General features: G+C 45.2%; 17 protein-coding genes. 6 read left to right on the top strand and 11 right to left on the bottom strand.

The window, feature by feature from the left end; genetic code table 11:
- Positions 1-83: 83 nt before the first annotated feature.
- Positions 84-1004, top strand: a complete 921-nt coding sequence (locus BGP75_RS08355) for an AraC family transcriptional regulator (protein WP_076717521.1) — start codon at positions 84-86, stop codon at positions 1002-1004.
- 189 nt (positions 1005-1193) lie between these two features.
- On the opposite strand, the gene BGP75_RS08350 is transcribed toward BGP75_RS08355, so the two are convergent.
- The 7 genes from BGP75_RS08350 to BGP75_RS08320 form a co-directional block, all read right to left on the bottom strand.
- Entirely contained in the window at positions 1194-2375 is a 1182-nt protein-coding gene (locus BGP75_RS08350) for an acetyl-CoA C-acyltransferase (protein WP_076717519.1), read from the bottom strand.
- 131 nt (positions 2376-2506) lie between these two features.
- Positions 2507-3424, bottom strand: a complete 918-nt coding sequence (locus BGP75_RS08345; protein ID WP_076717517.1) for a diguanylate cyclase — start codon at positions 3422-3424, stop codon at positions 2507-2509.
- A gap of 42 nt (positions 3425-3466) precedes the next feature.
- On the bottom strand, positions 3467-6538 hold the full coding sequence (locus BGP75_RS08340; RefSeq protein WP_076717515.1) for a response regulator: 3072 nt from the start codon (positions 6536-6538) through the stop codon (positions 3467-3469).
- A 49-nt stretch (positions 6539-6587) separates the two neighbouring features.
- Positions 6588-7328, bottom strand: coding sequence for an ABC transporter substrate-binding protein (locus BGP75_RS08335; protein WP_076717513.1), 741 nt, complete (start codon positions 7326-7328; stop codon positions 6588-6590).
- Between the two features lie 162 nt (positions 7329-7490).
- Positions 7491-7868 (bottom strand): avidin/streptavidin family protein, encoded by a 378-nt coding sequence (locus BGP75_RS08330; RefSeq protein ID WP_158070075.1) that lies wholly within the window; start codon positions 7866-7868, stop codon positions 7491-7493.
- Positions 7869-7881: 13 nt separating this feature from the next.
- Positions 7882-9474 (bottom strand): VCBS repeat-containing protein, encoded by a 1593-nt coding sequence (locus tag BGP75_RS08325; protein ID WP_076717509.1) that lies wholly within the window; start codon positions 9472-9474, stop codon positions 7882-7884.
- 341 nt (positions 9475-9815) lie between these two features.
- Positions 9816-11120 carry an ABC transporter substrate-binding protein gene (locus tag BGP75_RS08320; protein ID WP_076717507.1) on the bottom strand — a complete coding sequence of 435 codons (1305 nt, stop codon included), beginning with the start codon at positions 11118-11120 and terminating at the stop codon, positions 9816-9818.
- Between the two features lie 178 nt (positions 11121-11298).
- On the opposite strand from BGP75_RS08320, the gene BGP75_RS08315 reads away from it, so the two are divergent.
- The 5 genes from BGP75_RS08315 (at position 11299) to BGP75_RS08295 (ending at position 16133) form a co-directional block, all read left to right on the top strand.
- Positions 11299-11691 carry a MerR family DNA-binding transcriptional regulator gene (locus tag BGP75_RS08315; RefSeq protein WP_076717505.1) on the top strand — a complete coding sequence of 131 codons (393 nt, stop codon included), beginning with the start codon at positions 11299-11301 and terminating at the stop codon, positions 11689-11691.
- A 358-nt stretch (positions 11692-12049) separates the two neighbouring features.
- Positions 12050-12631, top strand: coding sequence for a peroxidase-related enzyme (locus tag BGP75_RS08310; protein WP_076717503.1), 582 nt, complete (start codon positions 12050-12052; stop codon positions 12629-12631).
- 131 nt (positions 12632-12762) lie between these two features.
- Positions 12763-14445: an AMP-binding protein gene (locus BGP75_RS08305; RefSeq protein ID WP_076717501.1), complete on the top strand. Its 1683-nt coding sequence runs from the start codon at positions 12763-12765 to the stop codon at positions 14443-14445.
- Between the two features lie 24 nt (positions 14446-14469).
- Positions 14470-15333 carry a class I SAM-dependent methyltransferase gene (locus BGP75_RS08300; RefSeq protein ID WP_076717499.1) on the top strand — a complete coding sequence of 288 codons (864 nt, stop codon included), beginning with the start codon at positions 14470-14472 and terminating at the stop codon, positions 15331-15333.
- 266 nt (positions 15334-15599) lie between these two features.
- Positions 15600-16133 (top strand): hypothetical protein, encoded by a 534-nt coding sequence (locus BGP75_RS08295; protein WP_076717497.1) that lies wholly within the window; start codon positions 15600-15602, stop codon positions 16131-16133.
- A 107-nt stretch (positions 16134-16240) separates the two neighbouring features.
- Here BGP75_RS08295 and BGP75_RS08290 read toward each other — a convergent pair whose 3' ends face one another.
- The 4 genes from BGP75_RS08290 to lysS all read right to left on the bottom strand — a co-directional run bounded on the left by BGP75_RS08290 (position 16241) and on the right by lysS (position 19729).
- Positions 16241-16780: a YaeQ family protein gene (locus BGP75_RS08290; protein ID WP_076717495.1), complete on the bottom strand. Its 540-nt coding sequence runs from the start codon at positions 16778-16780 to the stop codon at positions 16241-16243.
- Positions 16781-16877: 97 nt separating this feature from the next.
- Positions 16878-17576 carry a uracil-DNA glycosylase gene (ung, locus tag BGP75_RS08285; protein WP_233152875.1) on the bottom strand — a complete coding sequence of 233 codons (699 nt, stop codon included), beginning with the start codon at positions 17574-17576 and terminating at the stop codon, positions 16878-16880.
- Positions 17577-17645: 69 nt separating this feature from the next.
- Positions 17646-18089, bottom strand: a complete 444-nt coding sequence (locus BGP75_RS08280; RefSeq protein WP_076717490.1) for a hypothetical protein — start codon at positions 18087-18089, stop codon at positions 17646-17648.
- 125 nt (positions 18090-18214) lie between these two features.
- Positions 18215-19729: a lysine--tRNA ligase gene (gene lysS, locus BGP75_RS08275; protein WP_076717487.1), complete on the bottom strand. Its 1515-nt coding sequence runs from the start codon at positions 19727-19729 to the stop codon at positions 18215-18217.
- Positions 19730-19759: the final 30 nt, after the last annotated feature.

Below are 19759 nucleotides of genomic sequence, written 5' to 3'. Positions count from 1 at the left end.
ATGGACTATGTTGTCATTTATAGACCTTTGTCTAAGGTATTTTCCTTCTAGCCAGACACCGATGAAACCAACGGTAATACAGTATGAGCACTCCTTCTAGCTGGCCTCTGCCCGCCAACAGTTGCCGTTTTGTTGTCCCCCGGCCACTGGTAGAACAACAACGTCGCCATCTATTAACAAGAGATCTTTATTTATTCGGTGCCGGCCACTATGTAGAAGCAACAGGACATCACATGAAACGGGATATTCACGATGATTTTCTGATGATCTACTGCACCGCAGGGAGTGGAACGCTGTCCCTGAGCAAACTGAAAAACCACCTTCAATTGCAAGTTCAGGAAGGTGACATGCTTATGCTTCCCCGAGGACTGTCTCACGAGTACAAAGCCGATATTAACAACCCGTGGAGTATCTACTGGGTCCACTTTGAAGGTCCACTGGGACAGAGTTTTATCGATAACATGAAGCTCAACGCTGAAAACCCTATCGTCAAAGTAGGACAGCAACCGAAACTAGTCAGTGATTTTGAAAATATGCTGCAAATACGTCAGACCGGCTATCAGTTGAAAGCCTTTATTCATGCAGCCAACCAACTCAGGCAGATCCTCAGTTTTATTGCCCTGCTAAGACCAGCAATAACCCCCCGAAGACAGCCATCCAGCCACTTTGATCTGAAGAAAATCCACAGCATGATGCAGGAACGGGTCCACGAACAATTGGATCTGGAGACATTAGCTGCCAGTTGCAATCTGTCAAAATACCATTTTGCCAAGAAATACAAAGAAGTCACCGGATCTACAGCGATCAGTCACTTCATCAACCTGAAAATTGAACATGCCTGCCAACTGCTTGACGTCAGCAATGAGAGCATTAGCCAGATCAGTTACGATATCGGTTACGATGATGCTTATTATTTTTCAAGAATATTCAAGAAAATCATGGGACTTTCTCCCAGCCAATATCGAAAAATGCGACTCGGGTCCTGGCCCAGAAAGTCTTCTTGATATTAAGAAGACCTAGACAATATTGTGGTTTAAAAAAGCCAGGGGCATTCCATCAAAGAAGCACCTTAATTAGAATGCTTTTAGATACGGTACAGTTAATGAAATGAGCCCCTGCTCAATCAGTATTATTCTATTTCGATGAGGTTCCAAACCCTACAAGGAAATAGCAACGATCCGATAAAGACCCAATCAGATCATTTCTATCGCCACAGCGGTGGCTTCCCCACCACCGATACACAGGGAAGCAACTCCTCTACTCAATCCTTTTTGCTTCAGTGCATAGAGTAAGCTGACCAGTATTCGGGAACCTGAAGAGCCGATAGGATGACCAAGAGCACAGGCACCACCGTGCACATTGACCTTATCTGACTCCAACCCGAGCTCATTAATTGCCAGCATCGTCACAACTGCAAAGGCTTCGTTGATTTCATACAGGTCAACATCATCTTTGGACCAGCCGGTCTTATCAAATACCTTTTGGATCGCTCCGATAGGTGCCAACGTAAATTCGGCAGGCTTTTGCGCGTGGGTAGAATGAGCAACAATACGGGCTAATGGCTGCAAACCTCTTTTTTGCGCTTCCTGCTCCGTCATCAATAGCAGTGCAGAGCCACCATCAGATATAGAGCTGGAATTAGCGGCCGTTATAGTGCCATCTTTTTTGAACGCCGGTCTGAGTGAACGAATTTTATCAATTCGAGCATTACCGGGCTGTTCATCGGTATCCACCACATCTTCCCCTTTACGGGTCTTGACGCTAACAGGAGCAATCTCATCAACAAAAGAGCCACTATCAATAGCTGACAGCGCTTTTTCCAGGGAATTGATAGCAAAATCATCCATCGCTTCCCGGGTAATTTCATATTTGTCCGCTGTCTGCTGAGCAAAAGAACCCATTAGGCCGCCTTCATACGCATCTTCCAAGCCATCAAAAAACATAGAGTCGATAACCTGGCCATGACCCATACGCATACCTGTGCGGGATTTTGGCAGCAAATAAGGAGACTGGCTCATACTTTCCATACCTCCTGCAACCATCACCTCGGCACTACCGGCCTTAATTTGGTCATGGGCATACATCACAGCCTTCATACCTGAACCGCACATTTTATTGATGGTGGTACAGCCGCTGCTTTCAGGGATACCAGCCCCCAGAGATGCCTGTCTTGCCGGTGCCTGACCAAGGCCTGCCGGTAACACACACCCCATAATCACTTCATCTACCTGGTCACCGGTAATTGCCGCTTTTTCCAGCACAGATTTAATGGCAGCAGCCCCCAGGTCCGGAGAGCGAACATCTTTGAAAACGCCTTGAAGCCCTCCCATAGGTGTACGGGCGGCAGAAACAATAACGATGCTGTTGTTAGTCATGTGCATACACTCGAATAGGTACATTTTACAGTTTACGTTAACGTAAAGATTACAAGAGTACGATTCCGTTGGCAATCTTCTTGTTAGCTCAACTGCAAACCAGTAAAGGTCCAGATAAATAAGCCATAAAATCAGCCCGCCGCAACGGAACTTCTGTTTCTCCCCTTTCTTTTAGACTCATAGAGCATTTTGTCAGCTTCCTGTAAAAGCCCTGGCAAAGTCTGAGTTTCTGTATGAGGAAATGTCGTAGCTGCACCAAGGCTAATACTCATATTGGTTGATATGGGTGAAAAGCTATGTGGAATGTTCAGATTATCGATTCTATTTCTCAACTGAGAAGAAATATTGGCAGCCCCATTTGAGTCGGTACTGGAAAGGACGGCAACAAACTCATCACCTCCAAACCGACCAACGAAATCTCCTGGCCTGACCAGCCCTTTACTCAGTTCCCGAGCAACCTGCTTAAGACATTCATCTCCAAATGCATGACCGTAGTTATCGTTATATTCCTTAAAATGGTCAATATCGATGACCACTATCGAAATAGGTTTTTTGTCCCGATATGCGCGCTTCCACTCGCTCAGAAGCACCTCATCCAGCTTCTTTCGGTTTCCAATCTGGGTCAAACTGTCTATAGATATCAGCTGTTCCAGCATATCGCTTTGGAGCTTTAAGTTAACATGAGTTTTTACCCGTGCCCTTACCACACTGGAATTAAATGGTTTTGTAATATAATCGACGGCCCCAATGCTAAATGCTTTGGTTTCATCAATAGCATCAGTCAGTGAAGAAACGAATATAATCGGTATTTTTTTCGTGTCATCGTGCAGCTTTAATTGCCGACAAACCTGATAGCCGTCCAATCCTGGCATCAGAACGTCCAGCAGTATCAGATCAGGTTGCATTTTATGAGCAATCTGCAGCGCTTTTTCGCCACTTTTTGTTGCTGCAATCTGGTAGGCTGATTCTAACAGTGAAATTAAAACATCAATATTTTCAGCTGCATCATCAACGATAAGAACTTTGGGTTTAGTGATTGGTTCCACCACTGGTTATTCCTAAAAACGATCAATCACAAAAAACAACAACGATTAACCTTCCAGACTAATCGTCAATCGATCCAGAGCCTCAAAAGCAGCATCCGTATCATAGTCTTCAAATGCTGCAATCAAGGCGTCAAACTCTGTAGAGTTTTCTAACAGGCAGCTAAGTTGAGTGAGGCACTTTCGCGTTGCGATCACATCCACCTCGAGTAAATCAGCAACTTGTGCAACCAGCGCTCTTGCCTTATCGCTATCCTCAGAAACGTCCTCTGTTGCCACTTTTCGCTCAGGCGAGACACTCTTTTCCTTTTCCTTTTCCTTTTCCTTTTCCTCAAATTCTTCTATTGAGTTAAGCACAAGTACCAACTCTTCGCAGAAAGTTTCCACAAGATCCAAGGGAGGCTCCATACCCGGATTTTTTAGTGCGGACTCAAGCTCAGCGGCCAACAAGTGAAGTTTTTCAGCACCAATGTTGCCGGACACTCCCTTTATCGTATGCAACAAACGCTTCCTTTCTTCCAGTTCTCCGTCCGTAATAGACTGACGTAACCTGAAATCAAAATCACTATTATGACGTCGAAACGAAGTAAGGACTTTTTTGAAAGCCGAAGAATTACCCGCAACTTTGCTTAGACCTTCAGCTACATTAATACCAGCCAGAGAATTAGGAATCGCTACTATACTCGCCTGTTCTCTTTTAGCAAAGCCCCTTCCCGCGGTGCTCATCGGACGAAACCATTTATCCAATGTGGCATAGAGCAGCTCAGGAACAACGGGCTTACTAACGTGGTCATTCATACCTTTGGATAAGCAATCTTCCTTTTCACTTTCCAGAACATGGGCGGTCATCGCAATAATAGGAATCTTATCGAAATCACCTCCCAGATCCCGTATTGCCGCAGTCGCTGTATAACCATCCATGATAGGCATTTGCAGGTCCATCAGAATAAGATCAAATTGCAGATTATCAGAGGCATTGATTATATCCAGAGCTTCCTGGCCATTATTGGCAACGACTACCGAGCAATTCTCGTATTCCAGCAACTCAATAACCACCTGCTGGTTGATCTCATTATCTTCTGCCAACAGTACCTTCATTCCTGCAAATCGACCACAACGGAGCGGTTCAGGCTCTTCAAACGGTCTCTCGGGGATACTGCTGCTCACCACACAGATGTCCCTGACTGTATTGAGCAGCAGAGATCGCGTAATGGGTTTGATCAAGAATCCATCAACTCCTGCCGTATTCGCTTTTTCCTTCACCTCTTCTCGTCCAAACGCAGTCACCATTAATATTGATGGCATTTTTTCAACAGTAGTAATTCTTCTTATACGATTAGATGCTTCAATACCGTCCATTCCCGGCATTTTCCAATCCATCAGAATGAGCTGGTATGGATCATCGGACGACATATTTTCAACCATATCAACAGCTTCAGCGCCTGATTTAGCTTCATCCACTCTTGCAGAAAATGAAATCAAATTATCCTTGAGAATCTGACGGGCGGTACTATGGTCATCTACAACAAGTACCCGCACCCCCGCAAGATCTCCGATGGTTTCGGATGTCACAAAGTCTTCTGCGGTATGCAGGCTGAACTCCGCCGTGAAAAAGAAAGTACTACCCGAGTCAACCTGACTGACAACAGAAATATCCCCCCCCATCAGCTCCACAAGGTCTTTACAAATGGTTAAACCGAGGCCAGTCCCACCAAATCGGCGTGTTATCGAATCATCAGCCTGTGTGAAAGATTGAAACAATCGGCCAATTTGCTCCTGCGTAAGCCCGATGCCCGTGTCTTCAACAGAAAACTTGAGCCGAATTCGGTTTGAATCATCAGCCTTACCGTTAACGGCTTCATCATTAACGGCTTCTACATGAATCAGCACATGCCCTTTTTCAGTAAATTTAACCGCGTTGCTGGCTAAGTTAATAAGGACCTGGCCTAACCGAAGAGGATCACCAACCAGAGATTGCGGAACCTTTGGGGCAGTATTAAAGATGAACTCCAATCCTTTTTCTTCACACTTACTGGTAATTAAATTCGACACATTTTCCAGAACCTCATTGAGTTCAAAACGAGTCGATTCTATTGTCATCTTCCCTGCTTCAATCTTCGAGTAATCGAGGATGTCATTGATAATACGAAGCAGAGAATTGGCAGAGGTGTCTATCTTCTGAAGATAATCACTCTGTTTGTCAGTGAGAGATGTTCTAAGAGCCAGGCCTGATAAACCGATAATGGCATTCATAGGGGTTCGGATTTCATGGCTCATAGCTGCCAAAAACTGGCTTTTAGCCCTGCTTGCAGCCTCAGCAATTTCCTTGTCTCGCTGCGCCTGCTCCCGCTCTCTCAAATCCTGTAATAGACCGATATTCCTGTCGATCATGGCATTGAAAGACTGTTCCAGAATTTTTAGTTCGTTGGCTCCTTTTGTATCAACGACTATCTTTTTTTGATCGGGATTATCGAAACGGATTTTCTTGATATCTTCTGTCAGCTTACCCAACGGCTCCGCCAGAATTCGACGAACAAAAAACAGAAAAATGATCCATAATGCTACGGTTTTGATAATTGAGTTCACCAGAATCAAAATAAAACCGTATTCAACCCGGTCAAAGACGATGATATCACTGGAGTAAATAACTCCGGTACCAATAGGCGTTGAGTCTCCGTTAGATGCTCGGTGAATGATTGGAAATTCATACCAAAACAATCCGGTAAATATCCCTTCATCCTCCGAAAGCAAAAGACGCTCACCACTGTCATTGACCAGATAACCTTCCCCGTCCTTATCCTTGATGGTTCCCAATAGCTGGATTTCATTACCGACTTCATCAACAATTTTAATTCCGGTAATTGTGCCCACCTGATTCATGCCTTTGAGAATTGATTTAAGCAATGGCATGTTATAGGACCAGATAGCCTCTTCAAGCCCGGGCTGGAAGGTTCGCCCCAGAGACTCTATTTCCATCCTTACATTATTTTTTGTATCGTTATATTCGACAGAAAGTTGAATCACCGTAACGATAACCGTCACGACGAAATACAAGCCAAAAATAACCTTCAGCAGATGGGTCGCAATAGAACCATTTAGCAAGGGTTTCCCATGACGCATAATTACTTGAATACCCTTCCAAAACAAATAGTATCAATCATTGGGAAACTTACTCTTCTATCCGAGGAGTAGAAAAACCACGCTGACTATAAAGTGCATTAAGCTCACCAGACTTATACAGGCCCAATGTCCCTTTCTCGTAGATATCCATTATGGCCTGCCCTCGTTCAGTATTGGGCGCGATCATATAATAACCGCTAGTACCGACATCTTCAGTCCTGTAATCATCAGGATCAAAAGCCGACTGGTTCTCCTTTATAATATTTTCCAGTACTTTTTCATTATCTAAAAAAAACGCGGCCCTCTTGTTTAGAACCATCTGCAAAGCTTGCTCTCGCGTTTCCACCACATAGACATCCTCTTCTTCCAATCCTGCTTGCTCCGCCTGATGAGGTGTTGCCACAATCACCCTCCCTTCCAAAGATGCCTTACCCTGCCACTTATCAAGGGTCTCCTTATGGAAGAAAGCGACAAAACGATTAACAGCTATCGGATACTTCGCCTGGATATAGTCTTTCGCTTTAGTCTTATCTCTCGGAATACCTCCAGCAAAGTCCAGCTTATTAATCTTTACTAAATGTAAGGTCCTGGCAAAGGGCATGTAGGAAATATTAATTTCAACCCCTGCATTAGAAAATATTCTCTCCAGTATCTGAGTGTATATTCCACTGCCATCCTTATCTGTATACCCTTTCCAAACCTCTGTTCCCCAGCTGATCTTTTCAATCTCTGTAGCATACGCAGAAATTGAGAAAAACCAGAAAAAGGCAATCGCAAGATACTTCATCATACAAAACCCTCAATTATTATTTTTACACCGGCTCGGATCTTGCCAAAATCTGAGCATAAGGATTCCATGTTAATATTCGTTGGCCATATCCCTGAGAACAACTAAAACCAAGAAGCCTGGCCGCTGATAAACATACACAACCAGGCCTATCGGGTATTCAGATCACTTAATTTTGTTAAATGTATTGCTACCGATCAACGTCGAATTCCAGTCATCCTCAGGTTTCATGCCTCTGCAATATAGCCATGTTGCGACGATAATGTACTGCTTGTCAGTATTCTTTTTAAACTGACCGGTCCATGTAGTCACACTGTTCTCAGGTGATGTTCCACTGTTCCAGGAAACAACCCAACCTACAGAGCCCCCTACATCACTTTCCACTAGACTTTCATCAAATCCGATAGACCCCACCATCATATAGGTTCCCTGAGTAGATCCTGTATGCGTGGTAAATGTGCCAATAAGCTGATTGTGCTCAATTTTTTCTATCGTCAGAACTGATCCCAACTCACTCTCCCAACTACCGATGAATTCATCCATCACAGTTCCCTCCCTATCCATTATTGTTCTTCCAGTAGAAGATATAATCCCCTCTGGTACAGTCCCAGTTGGTAACCCCGATATCCAGTTGGTTCGAGTACGCATACCTCACTTCTATTTTTGACCCCGCTTTTGCAGGATTCGATAAATAAACAAGATTTTGACCCGGCAGGGTAATATAGTCCTCTAATGGGGAAAGCTGCTTCCCATTTACGATAACTCCCGAGATGTTCTGAATATTTTGCCGGTTAAGAGTAATGACCCTCCAACTGTCTTCTTCTGGCACGGAAAAAAAGTCCCTTGTAAACTGCTCATCACCATTATCCAGATCAGTAACAGCGATTATTTCAAGAACAGACCAGGAGCTTTGATCACTGGTGTAGGAAGGTTTATCTTCGAACATCACCCCGTCGCCCATATAAATTTCCAGAGGAGCCTGCAACACTCCACTTCCTGGCGGTGCCCAACGTCCTGCCAACAGATCCAGATAACCGTCATTATTAACATCAGCAAATAGCACACCCGATCCCCATCCTCCTTTCTGGGAGGACCAAGAGGGGCTGCTGTTATGTGGATTAAAATCAATAATGTAAGTAGAAGTAAAATTATAAAGGTGGAAGCGACCGTAACCTCCTCCCATATAATTATTGTTTGACGTCAGTATCGAAGACACTCTCGCTTTTGGATTAGTAGCCTCAAGATTCAGGGAAGCCGCAAAATCAAGGCCATTCGCAAAATAGTCTTCTATTGCTGTCTGCCATCCCGCTACTGTTGAGAGCCCGGTATCAGTACCCAAATAAACCTTGGTGACAGGATTTCCCAGAATAAGATCGATATAACCGTCTTTATTTACGTCACCAAACTGCACATCCATGCTTACCTGGTCAGGAACCATCCATTCCAATCGGAAGCCCTGAGTCTCAGGATCAAAGGCAAACACTCTCGCCGGAGATTTATGAGGAGTTGCAGGAGGTGTAGTTGAAGTTGTTTCGTTCAAACTGTCCTGCAAAGCTTTTGGGGGTTGCTTACAGTCTGGTTGTGCTGCAAAGGTTTCATCTTCAGCAATAGGGTTACCAGCCGCTAAGGCTATATCCAGAAAGCCATCAGCGTTGGCATCACCTAATGCCAGATTAAAGGATGGAAACCCTGTAACCGACCAGGAAGGGGTCTTCTCAAGAGACGCCTTTCCCTCTCCTTTATTAAAATAGACCTTTGCTCCACCACCGTCGTAAGTGTGATTCGGTCCCAAGTATACTGATACGGCAACGTCAATATACCCATCCTTATTGATGTCCCCAACTGCCAAATTCCCATTAAAGGCAAAATCATCAGAGACCCAATCGGGTGTTTTATTAAATTTTCCGGCCTTGTCATTGTAATACACAAAGAGTTGCTGCTTGACGATATCATTCCCATTAGAGACCACCATATCCTGGTAGCCATCATTATTAATATCGGCAAAAGCGATACCTGTTCCACAGAAGCCAACTTCTGACTCCCAGTCAGGCAGGGTGGAATAAGGAATATCATCAGCAAACACAGATTGCCCGTAGCAACTCAGTGTCAGGGCAAACGATGATAGAATAGCCAGTCGATTTTTTAGCATTATTATTTTTCCTTTCACATAAAGCCGTTGCTTGCAAACATCAACAAGCGATCAGATTGGCATCTCAATACACGGAAATAGAGAGAGAAAGAAAAAAGAAAGGATAAATCAATCCTTAATATAAGCACCTGTCCCTGAACATCCATGATGAGATTTCCAATAAAGCCATTCAAAAAATAGCACACAGCAAAAACTATTGATACTGACAACAATCAACAGAGTTTAGAATAGCATCGCTCAGAATGGTGATTATTTGACGAATGCTTGAGAACAGCACCAACAGGCAGCTTCCCTTCAAAAGAGAGCGTATCTACAACCCACCTGCCCTGATTCATACTTTCTTATTCACACTCTCTTAAAGGAATTTCATTTAGCTCGGCATAACGTGCAGCTGAGGATTCTATCATCGGCCTGACAATTGACTGATCAGATTCTATCCAATCGGTAAGCTGCAGCCATTGCTCACCATCCCACTGAGAAAACTTAACTGCACCTCCTCCTTCATGATCGGTACAACTAACACTCAGCGGTTGTGCCAATCCGTAAAATCCCAACTGCGTTATAGCCTGTGGCTCCAGCTTCAGGTTTTCAAATCCCCAACGGATCTCCTCACCACTTAAAACCCGTGGACCATATTTTTGCTGCGCTCTTCTAATGCCCTCAACTGAGATCATCGCCGTAATCAAACCACGATTATGATAGATACTGCCGACCCGGCTAATGTCCTGCATGTTGCCCAATCCACGATCGTAAACATATCGCTTAAGATCATCATGAACCGGAAAACCTGTTCCGCTGGGGTGAAAACCAGCAGCAATATAACCAATAGCGGCTTTACCAGCTGGAATCACATCCTCTTCAGCTCCGGACCACCACACCCCCACCATACGCTCGCGAGGAAATCCCATTTTTTCCGCCATTTTCAATGCAACAGCACTCATAACCCCCCAACCTCTGAGGATTACCCAATCAGGCTGAACCCTTAATACATTCAACCACTGACTTTGCTGATTGATTCCCGGAGGTGATACTTCAACATGTATCACCTTAAAACCGTAAATCTGAGCTTGCCTGTCGAGCACAGGAATGGTTTCTCGTCCATAGCCGGAACCATGATGCAGATTAACGATCACCTTCCCTTTCAGTTTGTCCATGCCGCCTTCTTGCTGGCCAATAAATTTTATTTTGGCAGTGTTTTGACTCCAATAAGTGGTAATCAAAGGAAAAACATAGGGAAACACACGACCATCAGCAGAGTCAGTACGGCCGTACCCCATGGAGAGCAAAGGAATTTTATCAGCTCTGGATTTTTCCAGCAGCGCGTAGGTTGCCCCCGTACTTGCAAACTGAAACAGGGAAGCTCCTTTCTCCCCCTTGTTCTTAAGCCTTTCATAGCAGGCTAACGCCTTCTCCGTCCGATATTCTGTCTCACATTCTTCCCAACTGATTTTCACCCCATTGATGCCGGAATCCCGTTCATTAATCAGATTAAAATAATCAATCATTCCGCCAAAGAAACCGCTGCCTCCGGCTGCATAAGGGCCTATTCGATAACTAGGTATAGGTATAAACTGATCACTCATGGCAAGCTGAGATAACAGCGACAACACTACAAACAAAGAAGAAAATAACTTCTTGAAATTCATCTAATTGTGCATCCCCTCTGATTGTTTTACCGAAGCTGTTTGCGCACAGCCTTATACGAATTGAATGCTGTCAACCCTCAAAATAACGGTTAACTTAACCCTATTCCCTTGCCAAGCATTTACGCGTACGTAAACCTGAGTTAGAGTCATCAGTATAAACCAACGCAGTAGAACCATTATGATCGATGACACATACTCAATAAGCAACTTAGCAAAAGAGTTTCAAATTACCACTCGCAGTATTCGCTTTTATGAGGGTGAAGGCCTAATCCACCCGACACGCCGGGGACAAACTCGTATTTACGACAAACGCGACCGGGTAAGACTTATGTTGATTCTACGGGGAAAGCGTTTAGGTTTTTCCCTGGCTGAGATTAGAGAACTGTTCGATCTCTATGATGCCAGCCCTACCAACGGAGAAGCCCAACTTCAGCGAATGTTAAATATCATTAAAGTAAAGAAGGCCGCATTAGAACAGCAGATAAAAGATATAGCCGTTGTAAAACTGGAGCTTGAAACAGCTGAGCAACGTTGCAAAGTCGCACTTAAAAGCCTTGACGAAGTGTATTGAACAGATTGAAGTAAGTACTCAATCAGGTTGTGCTTTTAGATCCATCACACATGGGTATCCATCAGAACCTGGCGCTAATCAACAATTGTGAAATGGGGTTGTTAAAAACACTGTTACAATTCGTAACTTTACGTGTACGTAAACTGAATTTATGCTCATAGCAAGACTTGGGGCAATCAATAGCTACAGCTAATAACAATGTTCAGTAACTACCCCAATGACCAGTCTGCATCGCACAGGATAAGCTCTGACTCAGAACACCCCTCAGATGTGCCTTACTGGCTATCTCCGTGTTATTGAGGTGGAGCATACACTCTTCTAAAGAGTATCATCCTGGAGAGCTTGAGGAGTTTATACTATGTCACAGCCCGACCATATCACCGCACTTGATCTGAATATCCCGGACCAGCAAAACCTCCCAGAAGAATTCCGAAGCTACTTTGAGAAATGCGATCAAAAGTTAGGCATGGTACCGAATGTTCTCAAAGCCTACAGTCATTCTCCCGAACAGCTAAATGTATTCTCCCGTTTCTACAATGAATTAATGTTTGGAGACTCTAATCTCTCTCCCCTTGAGCGTGAAATGATTGCGGTGGTGGTGTCATCCATCAACCACTGTTTCTATTGCCTTGTAGCCCACGGTGCAGCAGTACGGGAATATTCCCAGGATCCGGTGCTAGGGGAACTTCTTGTTATGAACTTCAGGGCAGCGGAGCTCAGTGACCGTCACCGGGGCATGCTCACTTTTGCCGAAAAGCTGACCAAAGAACCCAACAAAATTGAAGAACCCGATCGTGAAAACCTCAGAGCTGTCGGCTTTTCTGATAAGGATATCTGGGATATAGCTAATGTCGCAGGATTTTATAACATGACCAATAGGGTCGCCGCCGCAGTAGACATGCAGCCAAATCCAGAATACCACGCAAAAAACCGAGAATAGTTTGAGTAGCTGAATCCAATTGATATCAGAATAAACCTTGCTGAATGACAGGCTCTGCTTGACAAGATATCGGCACACTCCTGTCTCCCTAAGCGACTGACAATAATAGACTGGCATAAAAAGGCACGACCATGACCTCCAAAATAAAAAGCTATACCAGTGGCACAAGCGAAAAACCTCTACTGGGCATTACTATCGGGGATCTATTCGATCAGACGGTCGCCAATTACCCCGACAACGAAGCGCTCATAGTTCGCCATCAGAGTATCCGCTGGAGTTACAAGGAGCTACAGGCAAAAGTTGAAGACTGCGCCAAAGCTTTAATGGCACTGGGAATAGAAAAAGGGGACCGTGTCGGCATCTGGTCTCCCAATAATTCAGAGTGGTGTATTACCCAATTTGCCACAGCAAAAGTAGGTGCCATACTCGTCAATATAAACCCGGCTTACCGCTTACACGAACTGGAGTATGCGCTCAACCAGTCTGAATGCGCCTTTATAATCGCTGCCGACAGTTTTAAGAGTTCCGATTACAGTCAGATGCTCTACGATCTGGCACCTGAACTGAAAACCTGTCCTCCGGCTCAGCTCAAATCGAGCAAGCTTCCCAATCTGCACGCGGTAATAACCCTGGCACAAGAGCCCCGGGAAGGAATGCTAAGCTGGGATCAGTTAATGACTAGAGCCGGTGAAACCTCTGATGAGCAGCTTTCTCAGCGTCAACAAAGCCTGGAGTTCGATGACCCGATTAATATCCAGTACACAAGCGGAACCACAGGATTTCCCAAAGGAGCATCACTAAGCCATCATAACATACTGAATAACGGCTACTTTGTTGCCGAAAGCCAACGTTTTACTGATCAGGACAGACTGGTTATTCCGGTTCCCCTCTATCATTGCTTCGGCATGGTGATGGGGAACCTGGGTTGTGTTTCTCACGGGGCCACAATGATTTATCCCGATGAAGCCTTCGAGCCAGAGATTGTACTTAAGACCGTCGCAGAGGAGCGAGCAACAGCGCTGTACGGTGTTCCCACCATGTTTATCGCCCAACTGGAGCACCCCGACTTTCAACAGTATGACCTCAGCTCATTGCGAACAGGAATTATGGCGGGTGCAACCTGCCCTATCGAGGTTATGAAGCAGGTCATCGAAAAGATGCACATGTCCGAGGTACAGATCGCTTACGGGATGACCGAAACAAGTCCCGTCAGTACCCAGAGTGCAGCCGACGACCCGATTGAAAAACGGGTTAGCACTGTAGGCCGGACGCAACCGCATCTGGAAACAAAAATCATATCCCCAGATGGCCAGGTTGTTCCTCGTGGGGAAATTGGGGAGCTCTGTACTCGGGGTTACAGTGTCATGCTCGGTTACTGGAACAACGAAGAAGCCACAAAATCCGCCATTGATAGCGCCGGATGGATGCACACAGGCGATCTAGCAACAATGGATGAAGAGGGTTATACAACTATTGTTGGCCGTAACAAAGATATGATTATTCGTGGTGGTGAAAATATTTACCCGCGGGAAATCGAGGAGTTCCTTTACACCCATCCAGCCGTCTCAGACGTTCAGGTTACCGGGGTACCGGATAAAAAATTCGGTGAAGAGCTGATTGCCTGGATCATCCTTAAAGAAGGAGAGGAAGCGACGGAAGAAGAAATCAAAGACTTCTGTAAAGGCAAAATATCTCATTTTAAGGTACCCCGCTACTTTAAGTTTACGGATGCCTTTCCAATGACGGTTACGGGTAAAATTCAAAAATTCCGCATGAGAGAAGTCAGCATTGATGAGCTTGGATTGTCCGAATAACGAACAGAGTAATATCAATCATCCATGATCCATGTAAACGCTGATCTTCAACACCACTACAGCCAGGCTCTCAACCCCGAGAGCCTGCTGGCTGAAGTTGATAGACTTATTCCATACGCAGCCCGCCCTGAGGATTTTGCTCCGATCGATCAGCTGCATCTGGGAGGACGTGGCCCGACTATCGCCCTCCTGGATAATCTCAATATCAAAAGTCACCACAGCGTACTTGATGTCGGATGTGGCCTGGGGGGAAGCGCAAGATTAATTGCTGAACGCTATCAATGTTCCGTTATAGGAGTTGATATTACATCTGAGTTTTGCCAACTAGCCACGGCTCTCAATAAACGATTAGCACAGACCCTACCCGTCAGTTTCATTCAAGCAGACGCTACCTGTCTTCCTTTTTCATCTCGCTGTTTTGACCTGCTGATAAGTCAACATTGCATGATGAACCTTCCAAACCCTTTGCAGGCGCTTACTGAATTTCGAAAGCTCTTAACCAAAGATGGACTATTGATCCTGCATGAAGTACTGCAAGGTGATGGCGGCCCAGCTCACTACCCGGTACCCTGGGCAAGCAACGAAGAGCATAGTTTTCTAATTGATGAAACAACTCTCAAAGACCGATTGACAACAGCAGGCTTCCAGATAAATCAGTTTACAGATCACAGCCAACAGGCACTGTCCTGGCGTAAGCACCACCAACACTCCCGGCAGCAGAGAAAGCAACCAGCTGACTTGCAAGCTGCCGACAAACGACCCAAACACCCCCGCTCCCCTCTTTCCCCTGAGCTTATTTTTGGAGAACGGTTTTCCGAGATGACCCGAAACCTGTTAGCCAATCTGGCAGAGGGACGTGTTAAAGTTGTCTCGGTAATCCTGAGATAAACGTTTTAGCACAAACAAAACAATGAATTAAAGACGAATAGATAGAAGGTCTTTATTGTTGAGCCGATCTATACTCTGTCATAATTGGGCAGAATAAAAGCGGCAGCTGCTATTAATGTTATTGGCAAAATGTTGCCCAGAGGCAACCGGATGTGCTTTTTTTCTTCAAACCGAGCAAACGCTAACTAACATCCAGGTTGGTATAAACCGGATCTCGTGCCAATACAGCGGATACAGCCTTAAAAACAGTCATTCAAGGGGGACTCATGGCAGGTAAAGAGCAGGATGAGGAACGTGACGAAGGCAAGCCAAGCTTATCGCCCGAAGAGCGTATCGCGAAGCTTGAGAAAGGTAAAACTCTCAGTTTGATACTGATCATCGTCTTATTTGTATTTTCGACACTGCAGCTAGCTGGGATTGGCTACCTGCTAATGGCACCAAGCGATACCCGACCGGGAGAAAACGCCGCCAAGCTGGCAATGTTTGAAGAAAAATTCCTTGAAATTCAAAAAGAACACAGAGAATCCCAAAAGCTCTACCTGCAATCAAAGTTGCTTCAAGAGAAACTCGATAAAGTTCTGGCCGAAGCAAATACTCACAATTACGCCAACCTAAGAGTTCTTCTGGCTGCTCAGGAACAAAGCTACGGTGACTTTATCCGTTCCCTCCAACAGGGAATGTATGAAATATCGCGCATGGTCCGAGGCTCAAGAACCTGGTACGAAGTTTATAAAGAGGACTTGGATAAAATACTTCAGGCCAGTGATGCCCGAAAAGCGGCTATTGAAGGAATGAAATAGCCTGCATCTACAGCATATTCTTATTTCTCAGTGTTGTGACGTCTGAACTGACACACCAAGGAACCTAAGACGACGCAACACTGGATTATCGATCAGACTCGACTGCTTTACTCACCCTGAAAGGCAAATAATTCAAACTCCACCTGCTCTCCATCCAGCAATAAATATAAATGCCCATCACTGCGTATCAACTGGAAACTAAATCCAGAATGGAGATTTTCGGACAGTCTCTGCAGCGCTGGATAATCCAGTTGAAAAGCTCTCATCTTTGGCAATTTTTCCAATGATTTTTGGTGTTGCTGCCACCACCTTGCTGCATTTGGCCCATAGCAATACAAACTCAGTTGCTCACAGCGTCGATAAAGTTTTGCCAGCCTTTCAGTGTCTGGCTGACCAATATCAACCCAGTGCAGTACTCGCTCATCCAGGTCCCTCAACCAAACAGGGGCGTCTTCAGTATTTGACAAACCACGTCCAAATACCAACCCCGGTTGATACTCAAGAGCATAAGCGATCAATCTGGCTAAAAGACGTTCTGGAGTTTCTGATGGATGAAGAACCATAGACAATTCAAGATTCTCATAGCAGTTTCTATCGCTATCGGAAATCTCCAGCTTAACTTTTAATACTCTGGATCCCTGGGCCAACTAAAGCCTCCTTATTTCATTTAAGCGAGCGAATCCACTTAACCTCAGCGGATAAAATCGTAAAACAGATTACTGCCTGAATCACTGAACAAAATTCTTAATTGAGAGGCTGAAGCTGCCAGTTAACTGGTGCTCGTCCATGATGTTGCAAGTAATTATTAGCAGAAGAGAAGTGTCGGCACCCTAAAAAACCACGGTGGGCGGAAAGTGGTGAAGGATGCGGAGCCTTCAGGACACAGTGCCGATTGGTATCAATAAAGGCTCCTTTTTTTTGGGCGTAACTCCCCCAAAGCATAAACACCAGGCCATCATGGCGATCATTAAGAATATGGATTATTCGGTCAGTGAAACGTTCCCATCCCTTACCCTGATGAGAGCCAGCCCTGGACATCTCGACGGTCAAAACGGAATTTAGCAAAAGAACTCCCTGACGAGCCCAGGACTCCAGATAACCATGATTAACCGGGGTAACACCCAGGTCCTGCTCCAGCTCCTTATAGATATTCTTCAAAGAAGGGGGGATACGGACTCCCGGCTTAACCGAAAAACATAAACCGTGTGCCTGATCAGGACCATGGTAAGGATCTTGTCCCAGAATAACGACCTTTACCTGATCCAACGGGGTAAAATTCAACGCATTAAAACAATCTTTTGAGTGGGGATAGATAACTTTTCTTTGAGTCTTTTCCTGCACCAGAAACTGTCGCAACTGCTGCATGTAATCCTGTTGAAATTCAGACTCCAGAGCCTCTTTCCACTCAGATTCCAACGCTTGAATACCTTTATTGGTCATCATATCCTCGAGAACAGATTTCACCAGCTCAACAACAGAGCCTGATATATAGCCTTCACTGAGACCCCTACCTTATTCCGGCGAACGATCACCCTGCCATTGCCAGGTATCCGGGGTAATACGACGCCGATAAAAAGGCGAATAGTAACGTAACCGACCCGGAGCATGAGAAACAATACCCGATATCAAAATGACTATCATAATCAGCACTGGGTCCATGCTCTGGGGGAGCAAGGCGCTAAAGCTCAGCAACAGAATTTTGACAAATATGGCCAGGCCTCTCACTTGAAGCAACCAAACACCATGACTCCATACTTCAACTATCAGCATCAGTAAGCCAGAAACCATCGTTACCCATAGAAAGGGCAACCATTGAGATGCGTCTACGCTGTAGAAATACGCCCCGCCAATACCGGCAAGCCCCATCAAATGAACGGTGCGTAAAAGAATCTTTACCCAGCGCTTACCCGGGAAATCCCGCTTTTGAGCAGGGAAGAGTCGATCAGCCAATGCCATTTCCGCTCCCCATTCTCAAGTTCTATTTACCATTGCCGAATTCTATTTACCGCTCGCTCAACCCAACTGCCTGATTAACTTAACAGTCAATGGCATTGATTCCATTGCTCAATTGGCATCGGCAACTAATCAACTTCCGGACGCATCGCCGGAAACAGGATAACATCACGAATAGACGGTGAATCGGTAAACAACATAACTAATCGATCAATACCGATACCCTCACCTGCTGTTGGTGGCAATCCATATTCCAGAGCACGAATGTAATCCGCGTCATAATGCATCGCTTCGTCATCACCAGCATCTTTCTCAGCAACCTGAGCCTGGAAACGCTCAGCCTGGTCTTCAGAATCATTCAACTCCGAGAATCCATTGGCGATTTCACGTCCACCAACAAAGAACTCAAAACGGTCGGTGACAAAAGGATTATCATCACTTCGTCGGGCCAGAGGTGATACTTCTGTCGGGTACTCGGTGATAAAAGTAGGTTGATCGAGACGGTGCTCTACTGTTTTTTCAAAGATCTCAATCTGCAGCTTGCCCAGCCCCCAATTGTCCTTCACAGGAATATCCATTCGCTCGGCTATTTGACGAGCAGCATGCTCATCCGCCAGAGCTTCAGCATGAATATCCTTATTAAAGTGAAGAATTGAGTCAAAGACACTCATACGAACAAAAGGCTTACCGAGGTCATACTCCCAACTATCTTTGATCTCTCCATTCTCATCCTTGACGGTATTGACCAGTACAGTCGTACCCAATACTTGCTTGGCAACGGTTCGCAGCATATCTTCTGTGAGGTCCATCAGGTCACGATAGTCTGCATAAGCCTGATAGAACTCTATCATGGTGAACTCTGGATTATGCCGTGTTGAAAGCCCTTCGTTGCGAAAGTTTCGGTTAATTTCAAACACCCGTTCAAAACCGCCTACCACTAAACGCTTCAGGTATAGCTCTGGCGCTATACGCAGATACATATCAATATCCAGTGCGTTGTGATGAGTTTTGAAGGGGCGAGCAGTAGCGCCACCTGGAATCACCTGCAGCATCGGTGTTTCAGCTTCCAGAAAATCCTTCTGAGTCAGATAGTTTCGAATGGCGGCAACAATTTTGGAACGCGTGACAAAAACATTACGAGCCTCATCGTTGGTAATCAAATCGACATAGCGTTGACGATAACGGATCTCAGTGTCTTGCAATCCCTTATGCTTATCAGGTAGAGGACGAAGGTTCTTCGTCAGTAGCTGATACTCTTCCATATCAACATATAGATCGCCTTTTCCGGATTTATGGAGTTTACCGGTGATCCCTACAATATCACCCAGATCCAGGCGCTTCGCAAAGGCCCGTGCACCTTTATTAACATAGAGTTGAATTCGGCCGCTCATATCCTGCAGTACCGCAAAAGCCCCGCGGTTCAGCATTACCCGACCAGCAACACTCACCTCTAGCCCCATTTCCTCCAGCTCTTCCTTGGATTTATCACCGTAAGCTTGCTGTAAATCCTGCGCATAGCTATCACGACGAAACGCATTAGGGAAAGCATTACCCTGCTCTCGCAACACTCGAAGTTTTTCGCGGCGCTCTGCGATCAAGCGATTTTCATCCTGAGGCTGCTGCGATGAGCTGTTATCTGACATGAGTTGGAAACCTTATAAAATGTAAATTCT

The organism is Motiliproteus sp. MSK22-1, from assembly GCF_001968815.1.
Lineage (GTDB): Bacteria > Pseudomonadota > Gammaproteobacteria > Pseudomonadales > Balneatricaceae > Motiliproteus.
Note: the sequence above shows the minus strand (reverse complement) of the source record. Positions and strands in the feature narration are given on the sequence as shown.